Raw genomic sequence first — 21,161 nt, 5'->3', positions numbered from 1 at the left:
CATACCTGAGAAATTTTAGTTCTCAAGTATTTATAAATGTTGAGAATTTATACTTCTCATAAGTGTCTCTAAGTTTTCTGCAAAAATTCTCCAACTATTTCAAATCCCTTTTCTCTCAAGGCTTTTCTGAGCTTTCTGTAATTAATAAAAGGTATGCTAATTCCGCCAGTAGAGAATAATAAAAACCTTCTTTCCTTTTACTTCTGGAAACTTGCTGATAAGCTCAAAGAGTGTTCTGTGATGTTTCCAGTAATAAATTCCGAAACCTAATCCTATTAGATCATATTTGAGTAGTTCTTCTGGCTTTATTTTCCCAGGGTTTAACTAGGTCTGTATTGAGAACCTCTGCAAATCCCTTAGCTAGGATAAACGACGCCTTCTTCAATTTCTGGTTCCGCTTTGTGCTTCCCAGGAGAAGTGAGATAAAAATGAGATTTGACGTAATGGAAGAGATAAAGGAAGAGTTCAGCGATATTTCAGCACATCAAACTTCAACTCCTCTCTTCCAAGTACCCGTTCTTCTTTATTCTTGATAGAATGCCTTCCATGAAAGAGTGCTGAGGAACCCTTTCTCAGCTTTAACAAGATACTGAACTTCATCTATAACAACAACTAACCTTTTAGTGCTCTTTCTAGCTAGCTGACCTCTTCCCCGCCCAAACTTTCGAAGAAAAAAAGTAAGTAAAGAAAACTTCCCAACTCCTAATGGAAGAATTTTCCTTCAGGGATGGATCCTTATAGCTAATCGTGAAGAGAAGCATCCCGTTCTCCTCTGCGAGTCTATTAATTTCCTTCAGGAACCTGCATAAGAAGTACGTCTTTCGATCCTCCATCATAGATAATTATCAGTTTAGCCTTTCTGGAATGGTAATACTCTCTTAGGAAGTTTACTCGTGAGTATCATTTTTAATTTACATTCTATCTCCGGGACTTCACATCACAATCTCAAGAAGCATTAAATCACAACACGGTGATGAGTAAGGTTCTCACTTCATAAGAACCTAGAGATACCTCCACGGAGTTGTCCCTCACAGGGAGCCCCCTGAGAAACCTTTCATCGTGGGTAGCCTCGGCAGCACTCTTAACCTTAACGTTAAATCTTAGAATCGCTTTAAGGCGTTCATCTGTTGGATTGAAGAGTCTTAAAACAAAGCAATCCCCATTTTCGCATGGCTTCACGGTTACAACTTGAAGTTTTTCCTGAGGTTCCACGTTTATAAAGTTCCAGATGGTAGAGCTACTTCCTGATCCCTTTTGAAGGATGTAAAGCGTGTTTAACTCCGTAGCAAGCATTGGAACGTTACCCTTCACGTAATTTCCCTCATGAGGATACACCCACACTGTGGCTATGTGATAACCTCTATCTATCGGAGTTACTTTCTTTTTGTTCCTAAGCTCATTGAAGAGAACCATGAGCCAAATTATTATATTTATAATTTCCCTCTTTAATTTTCCGGACTTTTGGAGCTTAATATCCTGGAACTTCTCCTGGGCCTTCTTATTCATGCGAATGAACTTCATTATGAAGTCAGCTAATGGCTGGGAGGGAGACCTTAACAAGCTAATTCTCAGAACCCCATTGCACCAACTGAACCCGTATTTAGAATCGTTTATTACTGCAACACCATAACTTCCATCGGAGATGTCAACCCACTTATGCCCCAAAACCTCGTATTTCGCCCTCTCCCTAGGATTTTCAGATCTGCAGGCATCAGCTCTCTCAACGATCCCATAGGGGACTTCAAATACCGCTTTGTCTGAATCAATGGCTACTGGAACTAAAAGCTTCAAGAAGCGATGGTGGGTATTCCAGTGAGCTCTAAACCTCACCTCAACGTAAGGTTTATCTGCATAGAGGCCAATTTCAAATTCCATAGTTGAGGCCTTTCCTAGGAACTGCTTATAATGGAATTTAGCTGAGATAGAAGCGTAAAGCGGACCTCTCTCTGAGATAAAAACTTCTTTAGCCCTGAGGTCACGGTGAAAGTACTTATTTATCCCCTCCCTGTAATAAACCTCCCATGCATCAAACATTGAAGCTGGCACAAAGCGACCTCTAAAAGGCATTGGATAATCTAACATAATCCTAGGTCGTATTGGTTCTTTGAGGATTTCTCGCTTGTTCTTCTTATCATAGATGCTCGTTATCCAACCTGTTCTCTTAGACACAGTAACCCTAAGATAGGAGTTCTCAAGTATAAAATCCTTCTCCCTTTCCACAATGTTCACGAAGTCCTCCGGCCTTTCCCCCACCTCTTCATAGCCTTTAAATCCAATCGGGGGTAGTTCTGAAAGGTAAACCAGCTTACTCCCATTTTTAAGCCTTTGATAGAAGCCATTAACGCTTTCCCATGTCCTTATATAGGGGGAAACAGGGAACGAGTTTGGATTAAAGACGATGTAGCGGGCTTTTTCCTTCTCAGCTATAACCTTTAACCCATTTCTGAGGAAGGATAAAAGACCCTTGTACACGTTGGAGCTCCTCCTCATTACGTCATCGTAAACTTCCTTAGTTATAGAAGCAGGTAAGGCATCGTGCCCTTGGGTAAGGAGGATCGCCTTCCAGGAATTAAGGATTCCTTCCCAGGGATATTCAATACCATAGAGAATCTTCAGAAGAGAGTACAGCTTTTCCACTTGAAGGATCAGGTGCTCATTTAGCCTGTTGAACCTTTTTATCCATGCCCCCGTAGTAAAGATGCCTCGATGAAACTCAAGGTAGAGCTCATCCTCGAAGATGGGAAGATCTTTCAGGTAGTGCTCCCTCACATAATCGAAGAACTCATCCATCCCCGATGCAATAAGTTCCAGCCTACCCTTATATTCCTCCATCCACTTTTTAACGTTCTGAACCTCGATTTCTTCCGGTCCTCCCCCATGATCTCCCCTACCAAAGACTTGCATAATAACTGGGATCTCCTGCTTTTCCCTCTGTTGCTCCACGTTCCAGAGTATCCTTTTAATATCCGAAAGATAGTCGCTATAACTTCCTGGAGTGCTGTAAGCTAGAACTTCCTCTCCACTTCTGCTTTTCCACCTAAATATATGGTATGGAAAGGGGTTTGTATCGTTCCAATTAAGCTTACTCGTTGCGAAGTTTTCTATTCCAACCTCACACAGTATTTTAGGTAAGGTTGGAGGGAAGCCGAAGGAGTCCGGAAGGTAAAGGGTTCTAGGCTTTACTCCAAATTTTTCCTCAAGGTACTTAATTCCATATAGAAACTGCCTGATCAGAGACTCTCCAGAGGGGATGTTGGCATCGAACTCTACGTAGGATCCATCTATGATCTTCCACTGCTTCCTATCTACCATTTCCTTTATCTTCCTAAAGATGTTTGGATAATGACTTTCCATAAGTTCATAATAGAAAACTGGCCCGTGAGCAAAGGTAAGGAAGTTATACTTTTCCATAAGTTTGAGAGTATTTTCGAAGGTGAGCTTGCAAATATTAACAGTCTCATCGACTTTCCAGAGCCATTCACTGTCTATGTGAGCGTAACTCACAAGGAAAATTTTCCAGGGGTTAGTCATATCAACACCTTAACGTTGATCAAGAAAAACCTTTTGTAGACATTAAGGGACACCTCTGGTTTAGATACGTTTATAGTGAGGTAATATAAATGGGGTAAAAGAAGGAGGTTGAAATAATGGTTGAAATTATAGACACGACGTTTAGGGATGCTCACCAATCTCTTATAGCCACGAGAATGAGTACGAAGGATATGCTTCCAATTGCTGAGAAGATGGATAAAATAGGCTTCTATTCTATGGAAGTTTGGGGAGGGGCAACTTTTGATGTTTCACTAAGGTTTCTGAGAGAAGATCCATGGGAGAGATTAAAACTCCTAAGGGAACATATAAGGAAGACAAAGCTTCAAATGTTGCTAAGGGGTCAAAATCTAGTAGGATATAGGCACTACCCTGATGATGTCGTGGAAAAATTTGTAGAACTTGCTTATAAAAATGGTATTGACATTTTTAGGGTATTTGATGCCTTGAATGATGTTAGGAACATGAAGACAGCAATTAAGAAAGCCAAGGAAATCGGTGCTGAAGTTCAGGGGGCGATATGCTATACCACCGGTCCAATATTCACAATAGACTACTACTTACAGAAGGTTGACGAGCTTATCGAGCTTGACGTGGATTACATAACAATTAAAGATATGGCCGGATTGGCCGACCCTCAAACAGCTTACGAGCTCGTGAAGGAAATTAAAGAGCGTTATGGAATCAAGGTAAACTTTCATACACATGCAACGAGTGGTTTAGCGGTGGCTACTTATCTTAAAGCAGTTGAAGCTGGAGTCGATTACATTGATACTTCAATTTATCCACTAGCTGGGGGAACTGCTCAGCCCGCGGTTCAAACGATGTACTATGCACTTCCAAAAGGGAAAAGGCCGAAACTTAATATAAAGCTAATTCACGAGATTTCCAAGTACCTGACAAACCTTCTAGAGAAGAAGTACGATCACTTGCTGACCAAAAAGGCCATACATGGAGATCCAAATGTCCTAATCCACCAAATCCCAGGAGGAATGTATTCTAATTTAATAAAGCAGTTAAGCGAGCTCAAAGCCTTAGATAAGTTAGAGGAAGTTCTAGAGGAGGTACCAAGGGTTAGGGAAGATCTAGGCTATCCACCGTTAGTGACCCCAACTTCTCAAATAGTCGGGGTTCAAGCGGTTCTCAATGTTCTCTTTGGAAGGTATAAACAGGTCACCAAGGAGACGAAGGATTACGTTAGGGGACTTTATGGAAGACCTCCTGGGAAGATAAAGGAGGAAATTAAAAAGCTTATCCTTGGTGATGAGGAACCCATAAACGTTAGGCCTGCTGATCTACTTGAACCAATGCTTGAGAAAGCTAAGAAAGAGCTTAAGGAGAAGGGTTACCTTGAAAAAGAGGAAGATGTTGTAACTTATTGCCTCTTTCCTCAAGTAGCTTTGGAATTCTTTGAGCTCAGAAGACAGGGAAGACTTAGACCAGTTGAAGAGAAGCCGAAAGGAAAGCCAATAAAGATTTACATCAACGGGAAGGAATTCGAGGTTTTCGTCGAAGGAATAGAATTTGAGCCTCCTAAGCCCAAGCCCCAAGTTCAAGCTATCCCTTCACAACCTCCCAAGCGGGAGGTAGTAGCCCCTAGCGGGAGCGTTGTTTCTGCTCCTATGCCTGGTAAGGTTTTGAGGGTTCTTGTTCGGGTTGGGGATAGGGTTAGGGTTGGTCAGGGTTTGCTTGTTCTTGAAGCCATGAAGATGGAGAATGAGATTCCATCACCAAGGGATGGTGTTGTCAAGAGAATACTAGTCAAGGAAGGAGAAGCAGTCGACACAGGACAACCACTAATAGAGTTAGAATAGTGAAGTTCTCTCTTTTTAGTACTGCAATAACCTAAATCTACTTCATAAAGCCCTTAAACGTAATTTACTCGATTGACCTCTTGCTTTATATGTCAAACTTTTATATTGAGCCTCGAATTTATTACGATTTAAAATTATTTAGCCATTACTAAAATTTATCGTTATAAATGTAAATTATTTAAAATGTTTGGATATTTGTTATATTTTGGATTAGTTTTAAATTTAAGATGTTATTAATTTAAAATCATTAGTAGTAAAAAACTCGAAATTATTACTAAGTTAATTAATACAATAAAATTTTAATATAAAGTAATATTTCAACACAAAATATAGACTAAACAAAATGCTCTTAATTGTTGGAACTCCTTTTAATCATATCTATGATTTAAGTAAAGATTTAAAATACCCAACAAAAACAAAATTGAGGGGTAAAATGACCAAATTTGGAATTGAATACTTTGACAAGTACATTCTCAGGGGTGGATTCCCTAACGGATCTATGATATTAATTGTAGGAGAGCCTGGAACTGGGAAAACAATACTTTCGGCCACTTATCTCTACAACGGTGCTAAAAAGTTTGGAGAGAAGGGAATGTATATCTCACTTGCGGAGACAAAGTGGGAATTCTATAAAGGCATGAAACAACTTGGAATGGACTTTGAAGAGCTTGAGAATAACGGACTCTTTAAATTTATTGATCTTGTAACGGTGAGTAAAGATGCTGTAGAAAAAGAAATCGAACTCTTAATGAGCGAAATATCAAGTTTTCATCCTAAAAGAATAGTTATCGATTCAATAAGTGTATTTACTCAGCTTTTAGGTGCTGAAAAGACCAGAATATTCCTGCACACGATCCTTGGTAGATTTATAAAAGCCAATGATGCAACGGCACTCTTAATTGCTGAAAAACCTATAGGAAGTAAAACGATTGGGTATGGAGTTGAAGAATTCGTTGTCGATGGAGTAATAATATTGAAGTATAAATCCTTTGGAGAAGTGACAAGAAGGGTAATGGAAATTCCAAAAATGAGAAGGAGAAAAATTGAAAGAGCTGAGTACGAATATGTAATAACTAAAAATGGAATAGAGTTCCTGACGATTCCTGAACTCAAGATAAGCGAGAAGGATTATACATCTGAAAAGATTACAACCGGAATAGAAAGGCTCGATGAGATGCTTGATGGAGGAATATACAAAGGTTCAAGCGTTCTTATAGTTGGTATGACTGGGACTGGAAAAACAACCTTCTCCCTTCACTTCGCCATAGCAAACGCACTCCAAGGAAGAAAGGTTGCTTATATCACTTTTGAGGAACCAATAGATCAGATAATAAGATCTGCTAAAAACTACGGGATGCCAATCGAGGAAGTTTTAGGAAGGAATCTCAAAATCTTTGCATGGGTGCCTGAAAGTAAAACGCCGGTACATACTTACATAAAGATCAAAGAGATAATAGAAGAATTTAAGCCAGAGGCGTTGATAATAGATAGTCTAACGGCTTTAAGAGAGCACTTAGATGAAAAAGAACTAACAAAAATGTTAAGATATCTCCAACTCCTAACAAAGGAAAAGAGGATCACAACTTATTTCACGTTTACTGAGGAGGCTAAGTTTGACGTTGTTCCATTTACGGGAGCTAGCACGATGGTTGATGTCATAATACTACTCAAGTATGAGATAGAAAATGAAAAAATAGAGAAAAGGCTAGCGATTATAAAAGCGAGAGGCTCCAATCACTCAAGAAAAATACACAAGTATGAGATCACGAATAGAGGGGTGGAAATTTATGAGTAAAGGGAGGGATATTTTGACGAAGACTATAATATTAGCCCTTAGGGAGGTTGCCCCTGGGCTGGAAGCAGTGTTAGAGGCCCATCTAAGGGCTACGCTCAATAGCGGAATTGAGCTAGCGTATGACGATCCTCAGAAGTTTAAAGAAGCGGTCTCAAAGCTTTTTGGAGAGTACAGCGCAAGGTTGTTGGAGATGGTAATAATAAGCAAACTCAAGGGGCGCCTCGGAGAGGATATAGAAGCAAACTCCTTGGAGGAACTAGTTAGCGAAATACGAAAGATTTATGGTGAGTAACGTGAATCCGCTGGAGTTAATTGTTGAGTCTTCTAAAAGGGTTACCCCAACGATTTTCAACCATGAAATAGGTAGCGACATTGAGAGCGTACTCTATCATGTGATAAAATCGCTAAAACCAGAGTATAAGGAGTTCGTTATAATATCCTTCAGCGATGCTTACGCTTCAATTATAAGGTACTTGGAGTCCGTGTACGAAGATGCCGATGAGATATTCAAAAAGGGTGCTAAGTTAATCTCAGTAGTCTCTTTCTTTGAAGAGAATCTAGGTCAAGAACTTCTCATCCAAACTAAAGATCCGGAACTCATCGTTGGGAGAATTAAAACGAACTTAGGAACAAAGAATAACACCCTATTCCTAGTTTTAGGCTTGGATATCTTCGGGGTAAGGTACCCAGGAGAGCTTGTCATGCTCCTCCCAGGCCTTATTAGGGTTTTGGGAGGGGGTAAGAATAACAACATCATAATCACCTTTAACTTTAAAGCATTCCCGGAAAACATCACAGAAATCGTGAACAGCTTTGCCCTTAACCTCTTTAAATTCGGAGTGGATGTTAAGGGGAGTGAAATTAAAAGAAAATTAACGGTGATAAGGAGCGTGTTTGTTGAGTACAATCTAAAGTCATGGTACTATACAGTTTACCCAGAGCTTAGGTTCTTTCCAATAGGTTAAGATCTTTCAAGAAGCTTTTTCCAACATTTTTCATCTTATTTATATTTTAAAATCTGTACCAGGAACCCTAAAGGAAATTTGGAACAAAGCAACATCATAACACTTAATGGCTCGATATCCCTATTTATTGGCAAATCCTGGAGACCATTAATAGTGGGGGGTAGAAGGATGCAATCGTAATGCCCTAAGCTTTAGGGTGCATTCCTTTAACTCAATATTACCGAACTTTTGGCAAGATCCTCTACTACCACCACCGTGAGATAAAGTGTGGATAAGGATTTCTGTATAGACTTTAAACCCTCATGCAGTTTCAGGTTAACCTGCTCATTAATTTAGTTAATTAATTCAAAATCTCTTAAATCCCAGGCTAAAAAGCCTTCTTCTCTTAACTCCTCTTTTTCCATGATGCTTTTTGCTATTATTCCATAGGCCTTGTTCCAGTCGTGCAATCCAGTAAGTTCTGCTTTTCTTTTTAGGTCTTTTAAAATTTTATATGCCTCTTTTCTCTCAAGATTTTTCCACTTGACTTCTATAAAGAGGGCTTTCTTCTCATCTTCATTCAAAGCAACTAAGTCAATCTCCTCACCCTTGTACCACCACCTACCGATCTTAGTAAACCTAAACGGGAGCTTTTTCCTCTTGTTCATTTCTATAAGAAACTGACGAGATATCTCCTCAAACACAGGACCAAGGTAGTTGTTAAACTCCTTCTTTATCTCCTCAACGACATCGAACCCCATTTCTATCTCACTTCTCCTGGGAAAGACGAAGCGGAACCAGAAATTGAAAAAGTGCTCATTTATCTTATAAACTGTTTTGCCTCTTCCAACAATGGGCTTCTCCTCTCTTATATATCCCATTTCCTCCAAAACATTGAGATATTTCCCGAGACTTTTTGTTTCGATCCTTGCCGCGTCTGCTATTTGACCAAAGCGTGAGTATCCAAGTGATATTGCCCTTAATATTGAGAAGTATCTTGAGACATCCCTTAACTCCTCCTTAAGTAAATACTTAGGTTCATCATAGTATTTCGCACCTTTGGATAGGACTAGATCCTTTATATTTTCCCAGAAATCTTTCCCAGGATCATAGTCTACCCAATACTGTGGAACTCCACCAAAAACACCGTATATTTTTATAGCTGTCTCTATATCAATTGGATGAAACTTTAGCACGTCAAAAAATGACATTTCTTCTACCTTCCAAGTTCCCGTTCTTCTTCCGTATATTGGGGATTTTCCGGAAAGAATGCCCTCCATAAAGGAAACAAGTGAACCGCAGAGTATGAGCATTATCTTTGTTGATGACAAGTATAGATCCCAGTACTTTTGAAGGGTGCTGAGGAATCCTTTCTCAGCTCTAACAAGATATTGAACGCCATCTATAACTACTACTAATCTTTTAGTACTCTTTCCAGCTAGATACGTGAAGAAAGCCCCCAAGTTCTAATGGGGTTTTCTTTCAGAAAGGGATCCTTGAAGTAGTCTGCCAGTCTTAAGGAGAAATCTTCCAAGTTTGTCTCGTTCTCTTCTGCAAGGAGGTATATTCCATTAGTTTCCTCAAGGAATTTTCGTAGGAGGTATGTTTTTCCGATCCTTCTTCGGCCGTAAATAACTATCAGTTCGGCCTTTCCGGAATGATAATGTTCTCTTAGGAAGTTTAACTCCCTCTCTCTGTCTACAAACTTACTCGTGAGTATCATACTCATAAGTATGTTTTGTTAGTTAATAAGTTTTACCGTTGATTTCAAATAGCCCAGCATTACAGCTATCCACATTTACTGTTTCTAGCGGCCTCCAAGGGATTCCCCAAATCCTACACTAAGTAACCCTCTTTCCTGACTCTTTCCTTTTCTCCACGTTTCTTCCTACGAGGCCTTAGATTAATTTTTCCACTAAAATTAACTTTTTTTATTCTTCTCCTCAACCTCTTGAAGAACTTTTAGGGCCTCCCATCCTACATCATGCTTAGAATACTATCCCACACTCTTTCACTTAATATTTTGCTGCCTATGTAAATTCATTAAGGACTATGGGACAGTCATCAACTTTCTCAGCTAAATACTTTAGAAGGTCAAAACAGTTATCCGTTTTAACTTTCTAATGAATTCATCCCAAGAAAATCTGCCCCTGTATACTTAAATTTTTTCATTTGAATCTCCTCTCCTTTTATTGCCTCGGGGAATATAAAGAAGAAGGTTCTTTTTATCTTTTGAAATTCTCTTAGAAGGCGAGTTTTCTAACTCTTTAAGTTCACTCTCCCTATCTACAAAAGTTATTGGCATGGTATTATACTTTATGTATAACATTCAAACCCTTCACTTGCCGTTGAGCTCGAAGAAAAAGCAATAAAATTAGGAGTTATTCCAGAGTATCACTCAATAACACTTAATAACCTGGGAACTCATTACTACGAGATTGACCGCTTCCAAAAGGCGTTACCAATACTTAAAAAGCTCTAAAGTATGCAAAAACTCCTGAAGAGAGGGGACTTATCTTGCATAATTTGGGACCAACCTATGCCTCTTTGGGAATGAAAAAAAGAAGCTGTTAAATGCATGGTCACTTCAATTTGCTTGCATTACTCAACTCAACATGAATTTGACGATATCTCCTTGTATGATGATGGTATTACCAGGATTATGGAGATGACGGGAGATTATTACACAGATGCTTACGCCCTCAGGATAGCGCTTGACTTTATTGAAGGAAATCTAAAGCCAGAAGAGGCTGAAAAAATGGTAAAGCAAATTGACGGAAGAGAGTGGCCGTTAGCAAGGAGGCTACTCTCAATTCCACAAAAAAAGAGTTATGTACCACCAGCACCATATGGGTGTGAAAAGCTTTTGAAGATGTTTTAGAAAGAGATTAAAAATTTTAATGGGGACTGAGTACCAGGCTGTCAAGCTGTTATGTTATCTTCAAGTGAGTGTGATACTAGTTTCCTACACTGAAAGCTGTAGTACCCATAAACTCACGCGCCTCATCGATACTCATCTAATCTCATCGAAATCACCACTTTTTATCCTTTTTCCTCTAGGTTTACTCCCCCACTCCCACAAGAAAGCCTTGCCAAACTTAGTGCTTACCTCAACTAATCTGTACCCGGTTCCTATTTCAATCTCGTTAATTCTTTCAAATGTTTCCTTGTCAACTTCGTAAACCTCAACCTTGAGCTTTCCTTTTCCCTTGACGGCATAGGGTAAATACTCAAAATATAGCTGATACCCCTCGATCCAGTCCTCGCCCAGGAATTTAGCTCCTTTGAGGTACCAGTGTAACGGTTTTCCTTTTCTTAAAGTTCCATACACAGCTATTCTCACGCTCTTTTCCTTATAAGACATATAAAGAGGTTGGAGCTTAAGTTTATTAAGAGTTCCCTTGATCTGGACATATGGAGTGATATACTGGATAGCGGCTATGATTCAAAACGATATTTAACTTGTTTGCCTTTATCCTACTATTTCTTAGGTAGAATTTGCCTATTTTGCAACTACATTTCTTTAGAAAACTTGTCTATTAGTCTACAGAGCTTAGAAGTGGAGGATCTCTCAGCTGTAGGCTTATTGCTTTCCTTAAAGTACCATTTTTCAGGTTTTCAGTAACGTTTAAGAAAAACCTATTTACACATCTTCTTATATTAGGACTTCTCCAAACGGAAGATTGGTCTCCAGCTATAAACCCATATGCTTTATTCCAAATTTTTGGACTTCTTTATGTTCATTTTTATACATTACTTTAGATATAATCAGCCTTATATCTAAAGTAATGTATAAAAATGAACATCAAAGAGAGGGTAAATTAAGCCCCTTTTCCCGATTATCACGTTATATCGTAATAAGAAAAATGGATAAAGAATGTGGCTTATCTAAAACAAATATTAAATACGATTGAAGGTAGTATAAAAGATGCAATTTTTACTACTTAGAGTATATTAATGGATTAAAGGAAGATTGTAAAAAACTTGAAAATTTTAACACTCTCAAGCATGAACTTTTTCACCTTCCTTTTGAATTAACTTTTCACCAACTTCCTCTACGGCCCTGTAGTACCTTGGGATGTTAAGTATTGGGACACGGAGGACGACGCTTTCATCCACCCAGTTTACTTCACTTAAAGCCCTTGGCTTACCATACTTAACTATGTCTTCCCAAACCCTCTTGTTTATTATACATCCTGGGTCATCCCCCAGGAGATCAAGGGTGTAGTGGTAAGCCCTAGCTCTACATCCACCACAGATATTCCTGTAGGGACACTTCTTACACTGTCCTGTGAAGTTATCCCTATCCCTTAGCAGGTTAAATATTCTGCTGTTTTCCCATATCTCCTTGAAAGGTTTAACTCTCACATTTCCAACAGGTAACGGGAGGAATACGCAGGGAACTACTGTCCCGTCAGGTTCAATACCCGCGTATATTCTTCCAGCACCGCACCCACCTATGAATTCAGCTAGTGTTTTCACGGCAGTATTTTGGCCCACGTAGAAGTGAGCTGGGCTAACATTCTTCCCTTGGGATTCAATTAACGTTACCCTAGCGTACTGTGGTGCAGTCGTTAGGATCTCTAGCTTCCTCTTCTTCATCTGGTGATAAAGTTCCTTCAAGAACTCCTCCCTCTCTTCCGGTGTTAGGTCGACCTTAACCATATCCTCGGCCCTTCCAGTTGGAACTAGGTTGAAGAAGATAACCCTCTTTACCCCAATGCTCTCTGCTAAGTCCAGGATGTCGTCCATTTCCTGGTAAGTTTCCTTGTCCATTATTACGGCCATTCCGTGACTTACTCCGATCTCAACAGCATTTTCCAAAGCTTTAATAGCCCTTTCCCAAGCCCCAGGAATTCCCCTGAATTCATCATGCTTCTCTGGCTTTGCTGAATCAACGCTGATTTCAACGTACTTAAGTCCGGCTTTTACGGCTTCCTCAAGTTTCTCCTTATCTGCGAACGTCCACCCGTTGGTTGCTACTGAGGTATGTATCCCCCTGCTTGAGAGCTCCTTTACTATCCTTAAGAAGTGTGGATGTATCGTCGGTTCTCCACCGCTTAAGGCTACGGCAGCTACTCCGGCCCTATCTAACTGATCAACTAGCATAAGCTTTTCTTCCAGTGAAAGTTCACTTGGTAGTGGCTTATCGGCCCTTTGGTAGCAGTGTTTACACCTGAAGTTGCACATGTTCGTGAAGTTCCAAACTATTAGGAAGGGAGCTGCTAGTTTTTGCGGAACCGTGACTCCGTATTTTGCTATTCCTTCCAATACTACCCATATTCCTCTCCTTATGTGGGGATCTCTGAGTAAGGCCTCCTTTACTGCCTCCTCATCTCCTCTGGCTAGCTTTATACCGAGCTTTAGGAGAAGCTTGAGGACATCGGCTTGAAATCTTAACATTAGAGGACATTTTATAGTTTCCCCTGCATATATGCTAAGGGCCCAGTATAAGGCTGGTAATTCCCTACCGTTTATCTTGTACTTCTTAAGCATTGGTCGCAGTAGGGCCCTGGCCAATGGATTTCCCAGGATTATCTTGAATGCTTTGAGGGCCGTAGTTACTTGACTCCCTCCACTCTTTGAGGATGAGGGCGTTGTGTTCATGGCCTTTGGAAATGGTTCCTCCAAGGCCTCACTTAAGAAGTCCTCCGTCATCATTACCCCCCTGTTTAGCTTGTTCTGTTCCTTGTGATAAACTTTATGGTTGAGATATGTCAGATATTTTTGACATATCTAATATATCCGAAAAATTTAAATAGTATTGGGGAGGAGGTATTATCGAGGTGACCTGAGATGGTTTCCGCAAAGAGTGGAATGTGGACTGCAATCCTTGGTGGGCTGTTGATATTGCTTGACGGAATATTAGTCCTTGCAAACAAAACCTTCTACGGCTGGCACTATGGTGGAGTTTCAGCAGTAGGGTGGATAGAGATAATCCTGAGCTTGACCATTATGGCCCTGGCTTATTACTACAAGAGTAACAAGAAGGCCATTGGGTGGACAATAGTGGTGCTAGCTTTGATAACTATGCCCTTCGATGGCGGCTTTTGGACAATAGGTGCATGGATTTCACTGATAGGTGGAGCAATGATAGCTTATGGGACCTCTTGAGTAATTTTCTTTTTTTCTTTTAATTAAATTTTTAAAATACATCCTTATGCTTTAATTTTTAGGGGGTAAATGATGAGGATGAAGCAGGAGGAGAGGAAGTTTATAGAACTTGTTGAGAGGTTGATGGAAAGATGGGGATACGACAGGACTGGGGGAAAAATATATGCAATTCTTCTTTTAAGTAGTAAACCTCTTACAATATCTGAACTTACAAAAATAACAGGTCTTAGTAGGTCTTCAGTTTCAATGGCCCTTTCAAAGTTATCTAGGGAATATCTTGTCACCTATACTAAGGAGAAAAAGACTAAATACTTCTATGCTGTTCCCGCATTTCTGGAGAAGTTTCTTCAGCAACCAAAGGAAATCCTTGAAAGGGAAATAAAGCCCCTAAAGGAGATAGTAATTAAGCTTTCCGAGAATTCTAATGAAGATGAAAAATCTCGCTTTAAAGATATTCTTTCAGACCTCTCAACCTTGGAATGCGTCCTTAAGAAGATAATAGAATTAGAAGAAAAGGAAAGCGAATGTCTCAAAAGATAATCCTACCCTTTTCTTCTAGTTATCAATCGGGAGTTGCAGTTATCCTACAGTTCCAGAGCCCTGCAATACCCCTCCAGGCTTTGACGTAACCTACAAGGAACGGGATCTGAACCACTGGAGTTATTGCTGGAGCTATGGCCATCAATCCAGTTCCAGCGGTTAGGGCTATAGCCATCGCCGTTCCTTCGTTTTTTCCAACTGAGGTAAAGGTTATGGCCATGTGATCCTTGTAGGGAATTCCAAGGGCCCTGTCAATCAGGGTCATGAAGATCAATGCTGTTGAATAGTATATCACTAGAGGAATGAGGGCTATTCCCACAATACTTGCTTTACTAGCGATGAGCTTGGCCTTCTCCATGAAGATCAGGAAGACTATCGTGTACATTCCCAGGAGAGAGATTGCGGGGAATGCTGGCCTTATCCTTAGGAACCCATCTGGGCCGAGTTTTCTAATTAGGTAGCTCCTGGTTAGGATACCCAGTATCATGGGGGTTATGACAACTATTAGGATTGTCTTAATTAGTAGCCATGCCGATATAGCCACGTGATAACTTGAAGCGAACACCTTCAGCCATCCTGGGACGGTGACTATTGCTAGGGTAAAGCTTAGTGCAACGACTATCGTTGCAAGTTCGAGGTTTCCTTTCGTGAAGCCGGTGTATGCAATGCTCATTGAAGAGCAGGGAACGACAACAGCTAGAAGGAGTCCTAGGGCAAGTGTATGATCTATTGGGTGGAAGAGCTTGACTATCCATATTGCCCCATACATTATTAGGGGGGAGATTATTAGTCCCATAGCTAATGCTACTACCAGTTGCTTTCCAAGCTTTACAGTGTTTTTAAGTTCCTCCACGCGGAGGTTTATCATCATTGGGTAGATCATGCTGATAACGACTAGCATATTTAGGGTTTTGAGGAGGTTGTGGTAGGGTTTAAGGTTTACATGGTTTCCCACGTAGAATCCTAGTAGCATCGAAATCGTAACGTAAACTGGGAGGAATTTATCCAGATGTTCCTTTAGTTTTAGCCAATTCATTTTCATCCACCTCCTTTATTATTAAAACAGGCTTCTTCGTTTTTCTCAAAACACGCATGACAGTTGAGCCCAGGAATTCATGAGATAAGCTTAACTTACCCCTACTCGGAAGAATTATTAAAGAGACGTTCTCCTCTTCAGCAACTTTCACGATTTCATCCCAGGGAATTCCAAATCTAATTATAGTCCTAACATTTTTTGCCCTGAATGCTCTCTTAACTTCTTCAGCCTTCTCTTGAAGCTTTCTTGAGGCCTCCTCCTTGAGCTTTTCCTTGATATCTTTGAGCTCAATCTCTGCATTATCATAAAAGAAAGAGTAACCATCCATGAGCTCCTCTAGGGTACCTTCGTCAATGACGTGGAGGAGTATAACCTCCCCAACTTCCATTTTATTTCTCTTTTCAAATACTTCGACTGCTCTGTATGCTCCCTCACTGAAATCCGTTGGAAATAGAACTTTCCTGAACATGAATATCACCTGACATAATTTTCATTTTACATTTCCTTTATATGTCAGATATATCGAACACATTTAAACTTTACTGGGCAAAAATGTGTAACTAAAGACAAGTTTAAATGACCTAAGTTATGAAAAGGTTTATTTATATGAGCATTTTTTCATAGATTGGGCGATTACATGAGGGTGGCAATTCCGGCGGAAGATGATAGAGGGATCAAGAGCAATGTTTCTAAGCACTTTGGAAGATCCAGGTACTTTGTATTTGTGGATATCGAAGGGGAGGACGTAAAGAATGTTGAAGTCGTTGAAGTTCCCTTTGAAGAACATGGGCCCGGAGATCTGCCAAATTTCATAAAAGATCATGGTGCAAAAATTGTTCTGACATATGGGATTGGTAGGAGGGCTATTGAGTACTTCAATTCCTTAGGGATAAGCGTTGTAACTGGGGTTTACGGAAGGATTAGTGATGTTATCAAGGCGTTCATAGGTGGGAAACTTAAGATAGATTACGACTGGAAGGAAAAGATAGAAAAGGAGCACTAAGTAAATCTCCTCTCTAACACCTTTTTATGAATTGCAACTCCACTTAAAAAGAATAAGATCCCGAAGAGTGCTAGCATTCCAAAATCTATCCATAGAGGTAAGCATCCATCTCCAAGGGAGTTCCTTAGTGCATCTACGTAATAAGTTAAGGGCGAAGCGTATGAAATCCACCGTGCATATTTTGGTAGATCCTTTAAGGGAACGAAGATTCCACTTATAAACAGGAGGGAGAACTTAACAAGTGAGGATAGCATCATGATATCTGCGGGAACATCGGTTGGTGGGTAAGAGGACATTAGAATCGTCATTGCCGAGAAAGTTAATATAGCTAGAATTGTTGCTACTAGAAATATTTGGAGGTTAGGCCTTATTGAAAGTATAAAGATTGCCACGGTTGAGATTATGAAGGTTATAGCCGTTCCAAAGTAAAATGATGCTTGAAGATCTCCGAGTAAGACAGTTGTTAGGGAGACGGGTGCAGTTATTAATCTTTCAAACGTTCGACCACGGCACTCCCAAGGAATTATCGTAGGTCCAACTGCGGTACTCGTGAAGAAAGCCGTCATTGAAATTAAGGCGGTGAAAAGTTGGGCTTTTTCAAGGTTTCTACCAATGAAGAATGCAAGGAAGAGGAAGAAGGGAAAGATGAGTCCCATTATTATTACTGGACCCTTCAGATAGAAGATCAGCATATCCTTCTTGGCTACAGCAAACGATCGTTTTAGCTGTTCAATCATTTTTACCACCTATTATCTCTACGAACACATCTTCGAGACTTGGGGACAAAGTTCTGATACTTACTATCTTTAATTTTCTTTCCTTAGCGTATTCTACGATTTCCTTTACTGTTTTATCTGGATCATTTGTGTAAATTTTTACTTTGTCCCCTAACCTTTCAACTCGGAGTGCTGAACTTAAGACTGATGGGTCAAACATCATTGGCTTAAGTGAAACTTCAACGGAAAGATGCTCCTTAGTAAGTCTTTTCAGGCCCTCTGGGGTATCTATGGCCACGAGCTTCCCTTTCCTAATTATTCCTATCCTCTCGCAGAGCTCATTTGCATCATTCATATTATGAGTCGTTAAGAAGATAGTTTTTCCAGCTTTCTTCTCATCCCTGATTATATCCTTTATTATGCGTGCACTTATTACATCAAGGCCGCTTGTAGGTTCGTCAAGAAAGTATAGTTCGGGATCTGCTATCATGGCCATGGCTAAAACTAACCTTTGTCTCATTCCCTTCGAAAAGCCTCTTACCTTAATATTTCTCTTCTCGTAAAGCTCGAAGAGTTTTAGTAATTCTATACTTCTCTTTTCTATTTCCCACTTCGGCAAACCATAGAGCTCTCCCATGAGCTTAAGGTTCTGCATAGCCGTTAGATCAATATAAGGATTGGCCATTTCTGGAACGATCCCCATTCTCTGCCGAGCTTTAAGTTTTTCAGGCTCGCGAGTCATATCGTATCCCAAGACTCTTACTTGACCGGAGGTAGGTTTTAGCACGCCCGTTAGCATTCTTATAGTTGTGGTCTTCCCGGCCCCATTAGGGCCTAGGAAGCCGAAGACTTCACCTTCATTGACGGAAAAGGTAACCCCCCTAACTGCTGGAAAGTTACCATAATATTTAGTTAGATTTATGGCCTCGATAACGACGTTCATTTTTATCACTCCTCTGCTATACCTTCGGGTATTTATTATCCCCGCATAAATTTTTCGAAATTGAATTCATGTGAAGATATTTTAAGAATTTTGCATTTCCTGGGATCCCATGAATTTCGATAAATCTGGGCTAAGAACAAATTTTTAGATTACCTCTTTGTTATTCAGATCTGTCCAGATAAATTTTATTTACGAATGACATATCAAAACCTAATGAATATTCAGAGAGGGTGAAAGTAATGAAGATCCTCTTAGTTCTACCGCCAACAGAGAGTGCAATAAAGCGAGTTGTTGGAACTACTGGACCTCCCTTGGGGCTTGCCTATCTAGCTTCAATGGTAAGGGAGGAGCATGACGTTAAAATAATCGATGGCCTAGCTGAGGATCTAACGTTCTCTGACATAGCTAAGATAATAAAGAAGTTTGACCCGGACATAGTTGGGATAACTGCTACAACCTCGGCAATGTACGACGCTTACACCGTTGCTAAAATAGCAAAGAACATCAACGAGAACGTTTTTGTCGTTATGGGCGGACCTCACGTCACTTTCACTCCAGAGCTTACAATGAGAGAGTGCCCATGCATTGATGCAGTTGTCAGGGGAGAGGGAGAACTAACATTTAAAGAGCTGGTGGATGCCCTAAGTAAGGGTAGGGAACTCAAGGGTATCCTAGGCCTTTCTTATAAGGAAAATGGGAAGGTGAGAAACGAGCCACCCAGGCCTTTAATCCAGAACGTGGATGAGATCCCAATTCCTTCATACGACTTACTTCCAATGGATAAATACAAAGCCGATGGAGTCCCCTTTGGTGTAGTAATGACCAGTAGAGGATGTCCCTTTAACTGCGTGTTCTGTTCTTCTTCACTACAATTTGGGAAGAGATGGAGGGGGCACAGCGTAGAGAGGGTTATCGAAGAGCTCTCGATACTTCACTATGAATACGGGATCAAAGAAATAGAGTTCTTAGACGATACCTTTACGCTGAACAAGAAGAGGGCCATTGACATATCTCTAAGGATAAAGCAGGAAGGTCTTGATATAAGTTGGACGGCCTCTTCTAGGGTCAATACATTCAATGAGAAGGTTGCCAAAGCTATGAAGGAGGGCGGCTGTCACACAGTGTACTTTGGAATAGAATCAGCATCCCCCAGGATACTTGAGTTTATAGGGAAAGGAATAACTCCACAGCAATCAATTGATGCCGTTAAAACTGCAAAGAAGTTTGGCCTTCACGCTTTGGGATCCTTTATAATAGGGTTCCCGGATGAAACTAGGGAAGAAGTCGAGGCCACGATAAAGTTTGCTAAGAAGCTCGATATAGACTATGCTCAGTTCACGATAGCAACTCCCTATCCTGGAACGAGGCTTTGGGAGTACGCTATAGCCAACAATTTGCTGCTCACAATGAATTGGAGGAAGTACACTACGATCGACCCCGTTATGAAGCTGAAGCATTTCACCTCCGAGCAGATATCTAAGTTATTAAGGAAGGCTTACATCTCCTTCTACTTAAGACCAAAAGTGTTAATCAAGGATATATTTGAGCATCATGGCTTCATAATTAAGAGGGCCATAAGGGGACTACTTAGGGTTTACTATCAGGCCTGACAATTTCAACTTCACCTTTTATCTTTTCCTTCCCTACGGTGTTGAAAACCGTCCCATATTTTTCGGCAAGTTCTTTAACCCTCAAAATTTTCTTTTCCGGCTCGTTTGTAACTATTCTAACCTTGTATCTTATCTCCTTGAGCTGAGGTTCATCTCTGCTTCTCCAACCGGAAACCGTAATCTTCATGCTCTCGACGTTCAGCCTCATCTTCTTAATCAATCTACCCCAATTAACAGTTAGACAACCTCCAAGTGCTGCCAAAAGGTACTCTGTGGGATTAGGTCCTTTATTAAAACCATCTGTATTCGTATCGATTGAGAACTCGAACTCTCTTACTTTAGCTCTACTCCCAACGTTTCCATCCCATGTAAGCTCGGCTTGATATTCGAGCCTTTCCATAGTTATCCCCATATTTGAATTTGGTTTCAAGCCATAAGTTTTACCCTGTTCATAGTTGAACCTCACTTCAACTTTTCTTTTAACTCTCTGATGATCTATCTAGTTGAATTAAGTCCATTAAACCCCAGGAGATTATGGTAATTGCTGGTAGAACTATGACTACAACTGGATCCACTTTCCATCCAGCTTTCCAGAGAATGCTTCCAACTATTAGGTATGCAAGCCCCCTTATTACTTCTTTCTTGTATCTTTTCTCTTCTTCCCAGAGTAGGAGGTTCAAAATTATTAAGGAAGAAATTAAAATTAGTGCTCCGATTCCCGTATTCATATGTTCCCCCTCCTACTATATTCGTTTAATTATTTTGCCAAAATTCTATTAAATAATAGTTTATATTAAATACTTCGTTTTTATTTTGTTATAATAACTACTATTATACCTAGCTATATTGTATTATATGTTAGTTTATTTTTATAGAAATTAAGCTAAGGTAAAAAAAGTTAAGTCTCAGTAAACTTGATCTAAATGACACCCATTTTATCCAACTTGAACTATCGCCGCCTTTAAGAACCGAAGCTTCAAGCTTGGTCTTTTCAAACTTTTTCTTTGCTCAACAAGTATAAAATATCACGAGGGGCTTTCTGTGGGCTCTCTTGGTATAGGTTCATTTTTAAAAGTGTTTCATTTTTGAGAGATTTT

Annotated in this window: 21 protein-coding genes; 9 read left to right on the top strand and 12 right to left on the bottom strand. The window is 40.1% G+C overall.

The genetic code is table 11. The annotated features are described in order from the left end of the window. Positions 1-960 precede the first annotated feature (960 nt). On the bottom strand, positions 961-3,531 hold the full coding sequence (locus PH_RS03945; RefSeq protein WP_010884931.1) for an alpha-mannosidase: 2,571 nt from the start codon (positions 3,529-3,531) through the stop codon (positions 961-963). Positions 3,532-3,647: 116 nt separating this feature from the next. On the opposite strand from PH_RS03945, the gene PH_RS03940 reads away from it, so the two are divergent. The 4 genes from PH_RS03940 (at position 3,648) to PH_RS03925 (ending at position 8,123) form a co-directional block, all read left to right on the top strand. Further along, positions 3,648-5,363 (top strand): pyruvate/oxaloacetate carboxyltransferase, encoded by a 1,716-nt coding sequence (locus PH_RS03940; protein ID WP_010884930.1) that lies wholly within the window; start codon positions 3,648-3,650, stop codon positions 5,361-5,363. Positions 5,364-5,796: 433 nt separating this feature from the next. Next, positions 5,797-7,158: an ATPase domain-containing protein gene (locus PH_RS03935; RefSeq protein WP_143522680.1), complete on the top strand. Its 1,362-nt coding sequence runs from the start codon at positions 5,797-5,799 to the stop codon at positions 7,156-7,158. Then, positions 7,151-7,450, top strand: coding sequence for a NitrOD5 domain-containing protein (locus PH_RS03930; RefSeq protein WP_048053236.1), 300 nt, complete (start codon positions 7,151-7,153; stop codon positions 7,448-7,450). Before PH_RS03935 ends, PH_RS03930 begins: the two co-directional genes overlap by 8 nt. 1 nt (position 7,451) lies before the next feature. Next, positions 7,452-8,123, top strand: coding sequence for a hypothetical protein (locus PH_RS03925; protein WP_048053235.1), 672 nt, complete (start codon positions 7,452-7,454; stop codon positions 8,121-8,123). A 332-nt stretch (positions 8,124-8,455) separates the two neighbouring features. On the opposite strand, the gene PH_RS03920 is transcribed toward PH_RS03925, so the two are convergent. The 3 genes from PH_RS03920 to PH_RS09880 form a co-directional block, all read right to left on the bottom strand. Beyond that, complete coding sequence (locus tag PH_RS03920; protein WP_231833719.1) at positions 8,456-9,565, bottom strand: ATP-binding protein; 1,110 nt, start codon at positions 9,563-9,565, stop codon at positions 8,456-8,458. After that, on the bottom strand, positions 9,541-9,825 hold the full coding sequence (locus PH_RS09975; protein WP_231833718.1) for an AAA family ATPase: 285 nt from the start codon (positions 9,823-9,825) through the stop codon (positions 9,541-9,543). The genes PH_RS03920 and PH_RS09975 overlap by 25 nt, the downstream gene beginning before the upstream one ends. Before the next feature lie 435 nt (positions 9,826-10,260). Next, complete coding sequence (locus PH_RS09880) at positions 10,261-10,407, bottom strand: hypothetical protein (protein ID WP_231833717.1); 147 nt, start codon at positions 10,405-10,407, stop codon at positions 10,261-10,263. Positions 10,408-10,698: 291 nt separating this feature from the next. On the opposite strand from PH_RS09880, the gene PH_RS03915 reads away from it, so the two are divergent. Further along, entirely contained in the window at positions 10,699-10,983 is a 285-nt protein-coding gene (locus PH_RS03915; protein ID WP_143522649.1) for a hypothetical protein, read from the top strand. A gap of 132 nt (positions 10,984-11,115) precedes the next feature. Here PH_RS03915 and PH_RS03910 read toward each other — a convergent pair whose 3' ends face one another. Then, a complete protein-coding gene (locus tag PH_RS03910) occupies positions 11,116-11,466 on the bottom strand; it encodes a gamma-glutamylcyclotransferase family protein (protein ID WP_010884924.1) in 351 nt (116 codons plus the stop codon). A 638-nt stretch (positions 11,467-12,104) separates the two neighbouring features. Then, positions 12,105-13,760, bottom strand: a complete 1,656-nt coding sequence (locus PH_RS03905; RefSeq protein WP_048053233.1) for a radical SAM/SPASM domain-containing protein — start codon at positions 13,758-13,760, stop codon at positions 12,105-12,107. A gap of 138 nt (positions 13,761-13,898) precedes the next feature. On the opposite strand from PH_RS03905, the gene PH_RS03900 reads away from it, so the two are divergent. Both PH_RS03900 and PH_RS03895 read left to right on the top strand, forming a co-directional pair. Further along, complete coding sequence (locus PH_RS03900) at positions 13,899-14,216, top strand: hypothetical protein (RefSeq protein WP_010884922.1); 318 nt, start codon at positions 13,899-13,901, stop codon at positions 14,214-14,216. Positions 14,217-14,288: 72 nt separating this feature from the next. Further along, positions 14,289-14,756 carry a GbsR/MarR family transcriptional regulator gene (locus PH_RS03895; protein WP_048053232.1) on the top strand — a complete coding sequence of 156 codons (468 nt, stop codon included), beginning with the start codon at positions 14,289-14,291 and terminating at the stop codon, positions 14,754-14,756. 22 nt (positions 14,757-14,778) lie between these two features. Here PH_RS03895 and PH_RS03890 read toward each other — a convergent pair whose 3' ends face one another. Together PH_RS03890 and PH_RS03885 are read right to left on the bottom strand one after the other, a co-directional pair. After that, positions 14,779-15,792: an arsenic resistance protein gene (locus PH_RS03890; protein ID WP_048053231.1), complete on the bottom strand. Its 1,014-nt coding sequence runs from the start codon at positions 15,790-15,792 to the stop codon at positions 14,779-14,781. Then, a complete protein-coding gene (locus PH_RS03885) occupies positions 15,758-16,261 on the bottom strand; it encodes a universal stress protein (protein WP_048053230.1) in 504 nt (167 codons plus the stop codon). Before PH_RS03885 ends, PH_RS03890 begins: the two co-directional genes overlap by 35 nt. Positions 16,262-16,429: 168 nt before the next feature. Here PH_RS03885 and PH_RS03880 point away from each other — a divergent pair, with 168 nt between their 5' ends. Next, a complete protein-coding gene (locus PH_RS03880) occupies positions 16,430-16,795 on the top strand; it encodes a NifB/NifX family molybdenum-iron cluster-binding protein (RefSeq protein ID WP_010884918.1) in 366 nt (121 codons plus the stop codon). On the opposite strand, the gene PH_RS03875 is transcribed toward PH_RS03880, so the two are convergent. Together PH_RS03875 and PH_RS03870 are read right to left on the bottom strand one after the other, a co-directional pair. Further along, positions 16,792-17,532, bottom strand: a complete 741-nt coding sequence (locus PH_RS03875) for an ABC transporter permease (RefSeq protein WP_048053229.1) — start codon at positions 17,530-17,532, stop codon at positions 16,792-16,794. The two genes, PH_RS03880 and PH_RS03875, sit on opposite strands and share 4 nt — an antisense overlap. After that, positions 17,525-18,454: an ATP-binding cassette domain-containing protein gene (locus tag PH_RS03870; protein WP_048053228.1), complete on the bottom strand. Its 930-nt coding sequence runs from the start codon at positions 18,452-18,454 to the stop codon at positions 17,525-17,527. Before PH_RS03870 ends, PH_RS03875 begins: the two co-directional genes overlap by 8 nt. Before the next feature lie 239 nt (positions 18,455-18,693). Between PH_RS03870 and PH_RS03865 the strand changes: the two genes are divergently transcribed. Beyond that, positions 18,694-20,064: a B12-binding domain-containing radical SAM protein gene (locus PH_RS03865; protein ID WP_048053227.1), complete on the top strand. Its 1,371-nt coding sequence runs from the start codon at positions 18,694-18,696 to the stop codon at positions 20,062-20,064. On the opposite strand, the gene PH_RS03860 is transcribed toward PH_RS03865, so the two are convergent. Next, a complete protein-coding gene (locus tag PH_RS03860; RefSeq protein WP_048053226.1) occupies positions 20,042-20,464 on the bottom strand; it encodes an OsmC family protein in 423 nt (140 codons plus the stop codon). The genes PH_RS03865 and PH_RS03860 overlap by 23 nt on opposite strands. Positions 20,465-20,543: 79 nt before the next feature. Beyond that, a complete protein-coding gene (locus PH_RS03855) occupies positions 20,544-20,792 on the bottom strand; it encodes a hypothetical protein (protein ID WP_010884913.1) in 249 nt (82 codons plus the stop codon). Between the last annotated feature and the right edge of the window lie 369 nt (positions 20,793-21,161).

It is taken from the genome of Pyrococcus horikoshii OT3, assembly GCF_000011105.1.
GTDB classification, from domain to species: domain Archaea; phylum Methanobacteriota_B; class Thermococci; order Thermococcales; family Thermococcaceae; genus Pyrococcus; species Pyrococcus horikoshii.
Note: the sequence above shows the minus strand (reverse complement) of the source record. Positions and strands in the feature narration are given on the sequence as shown.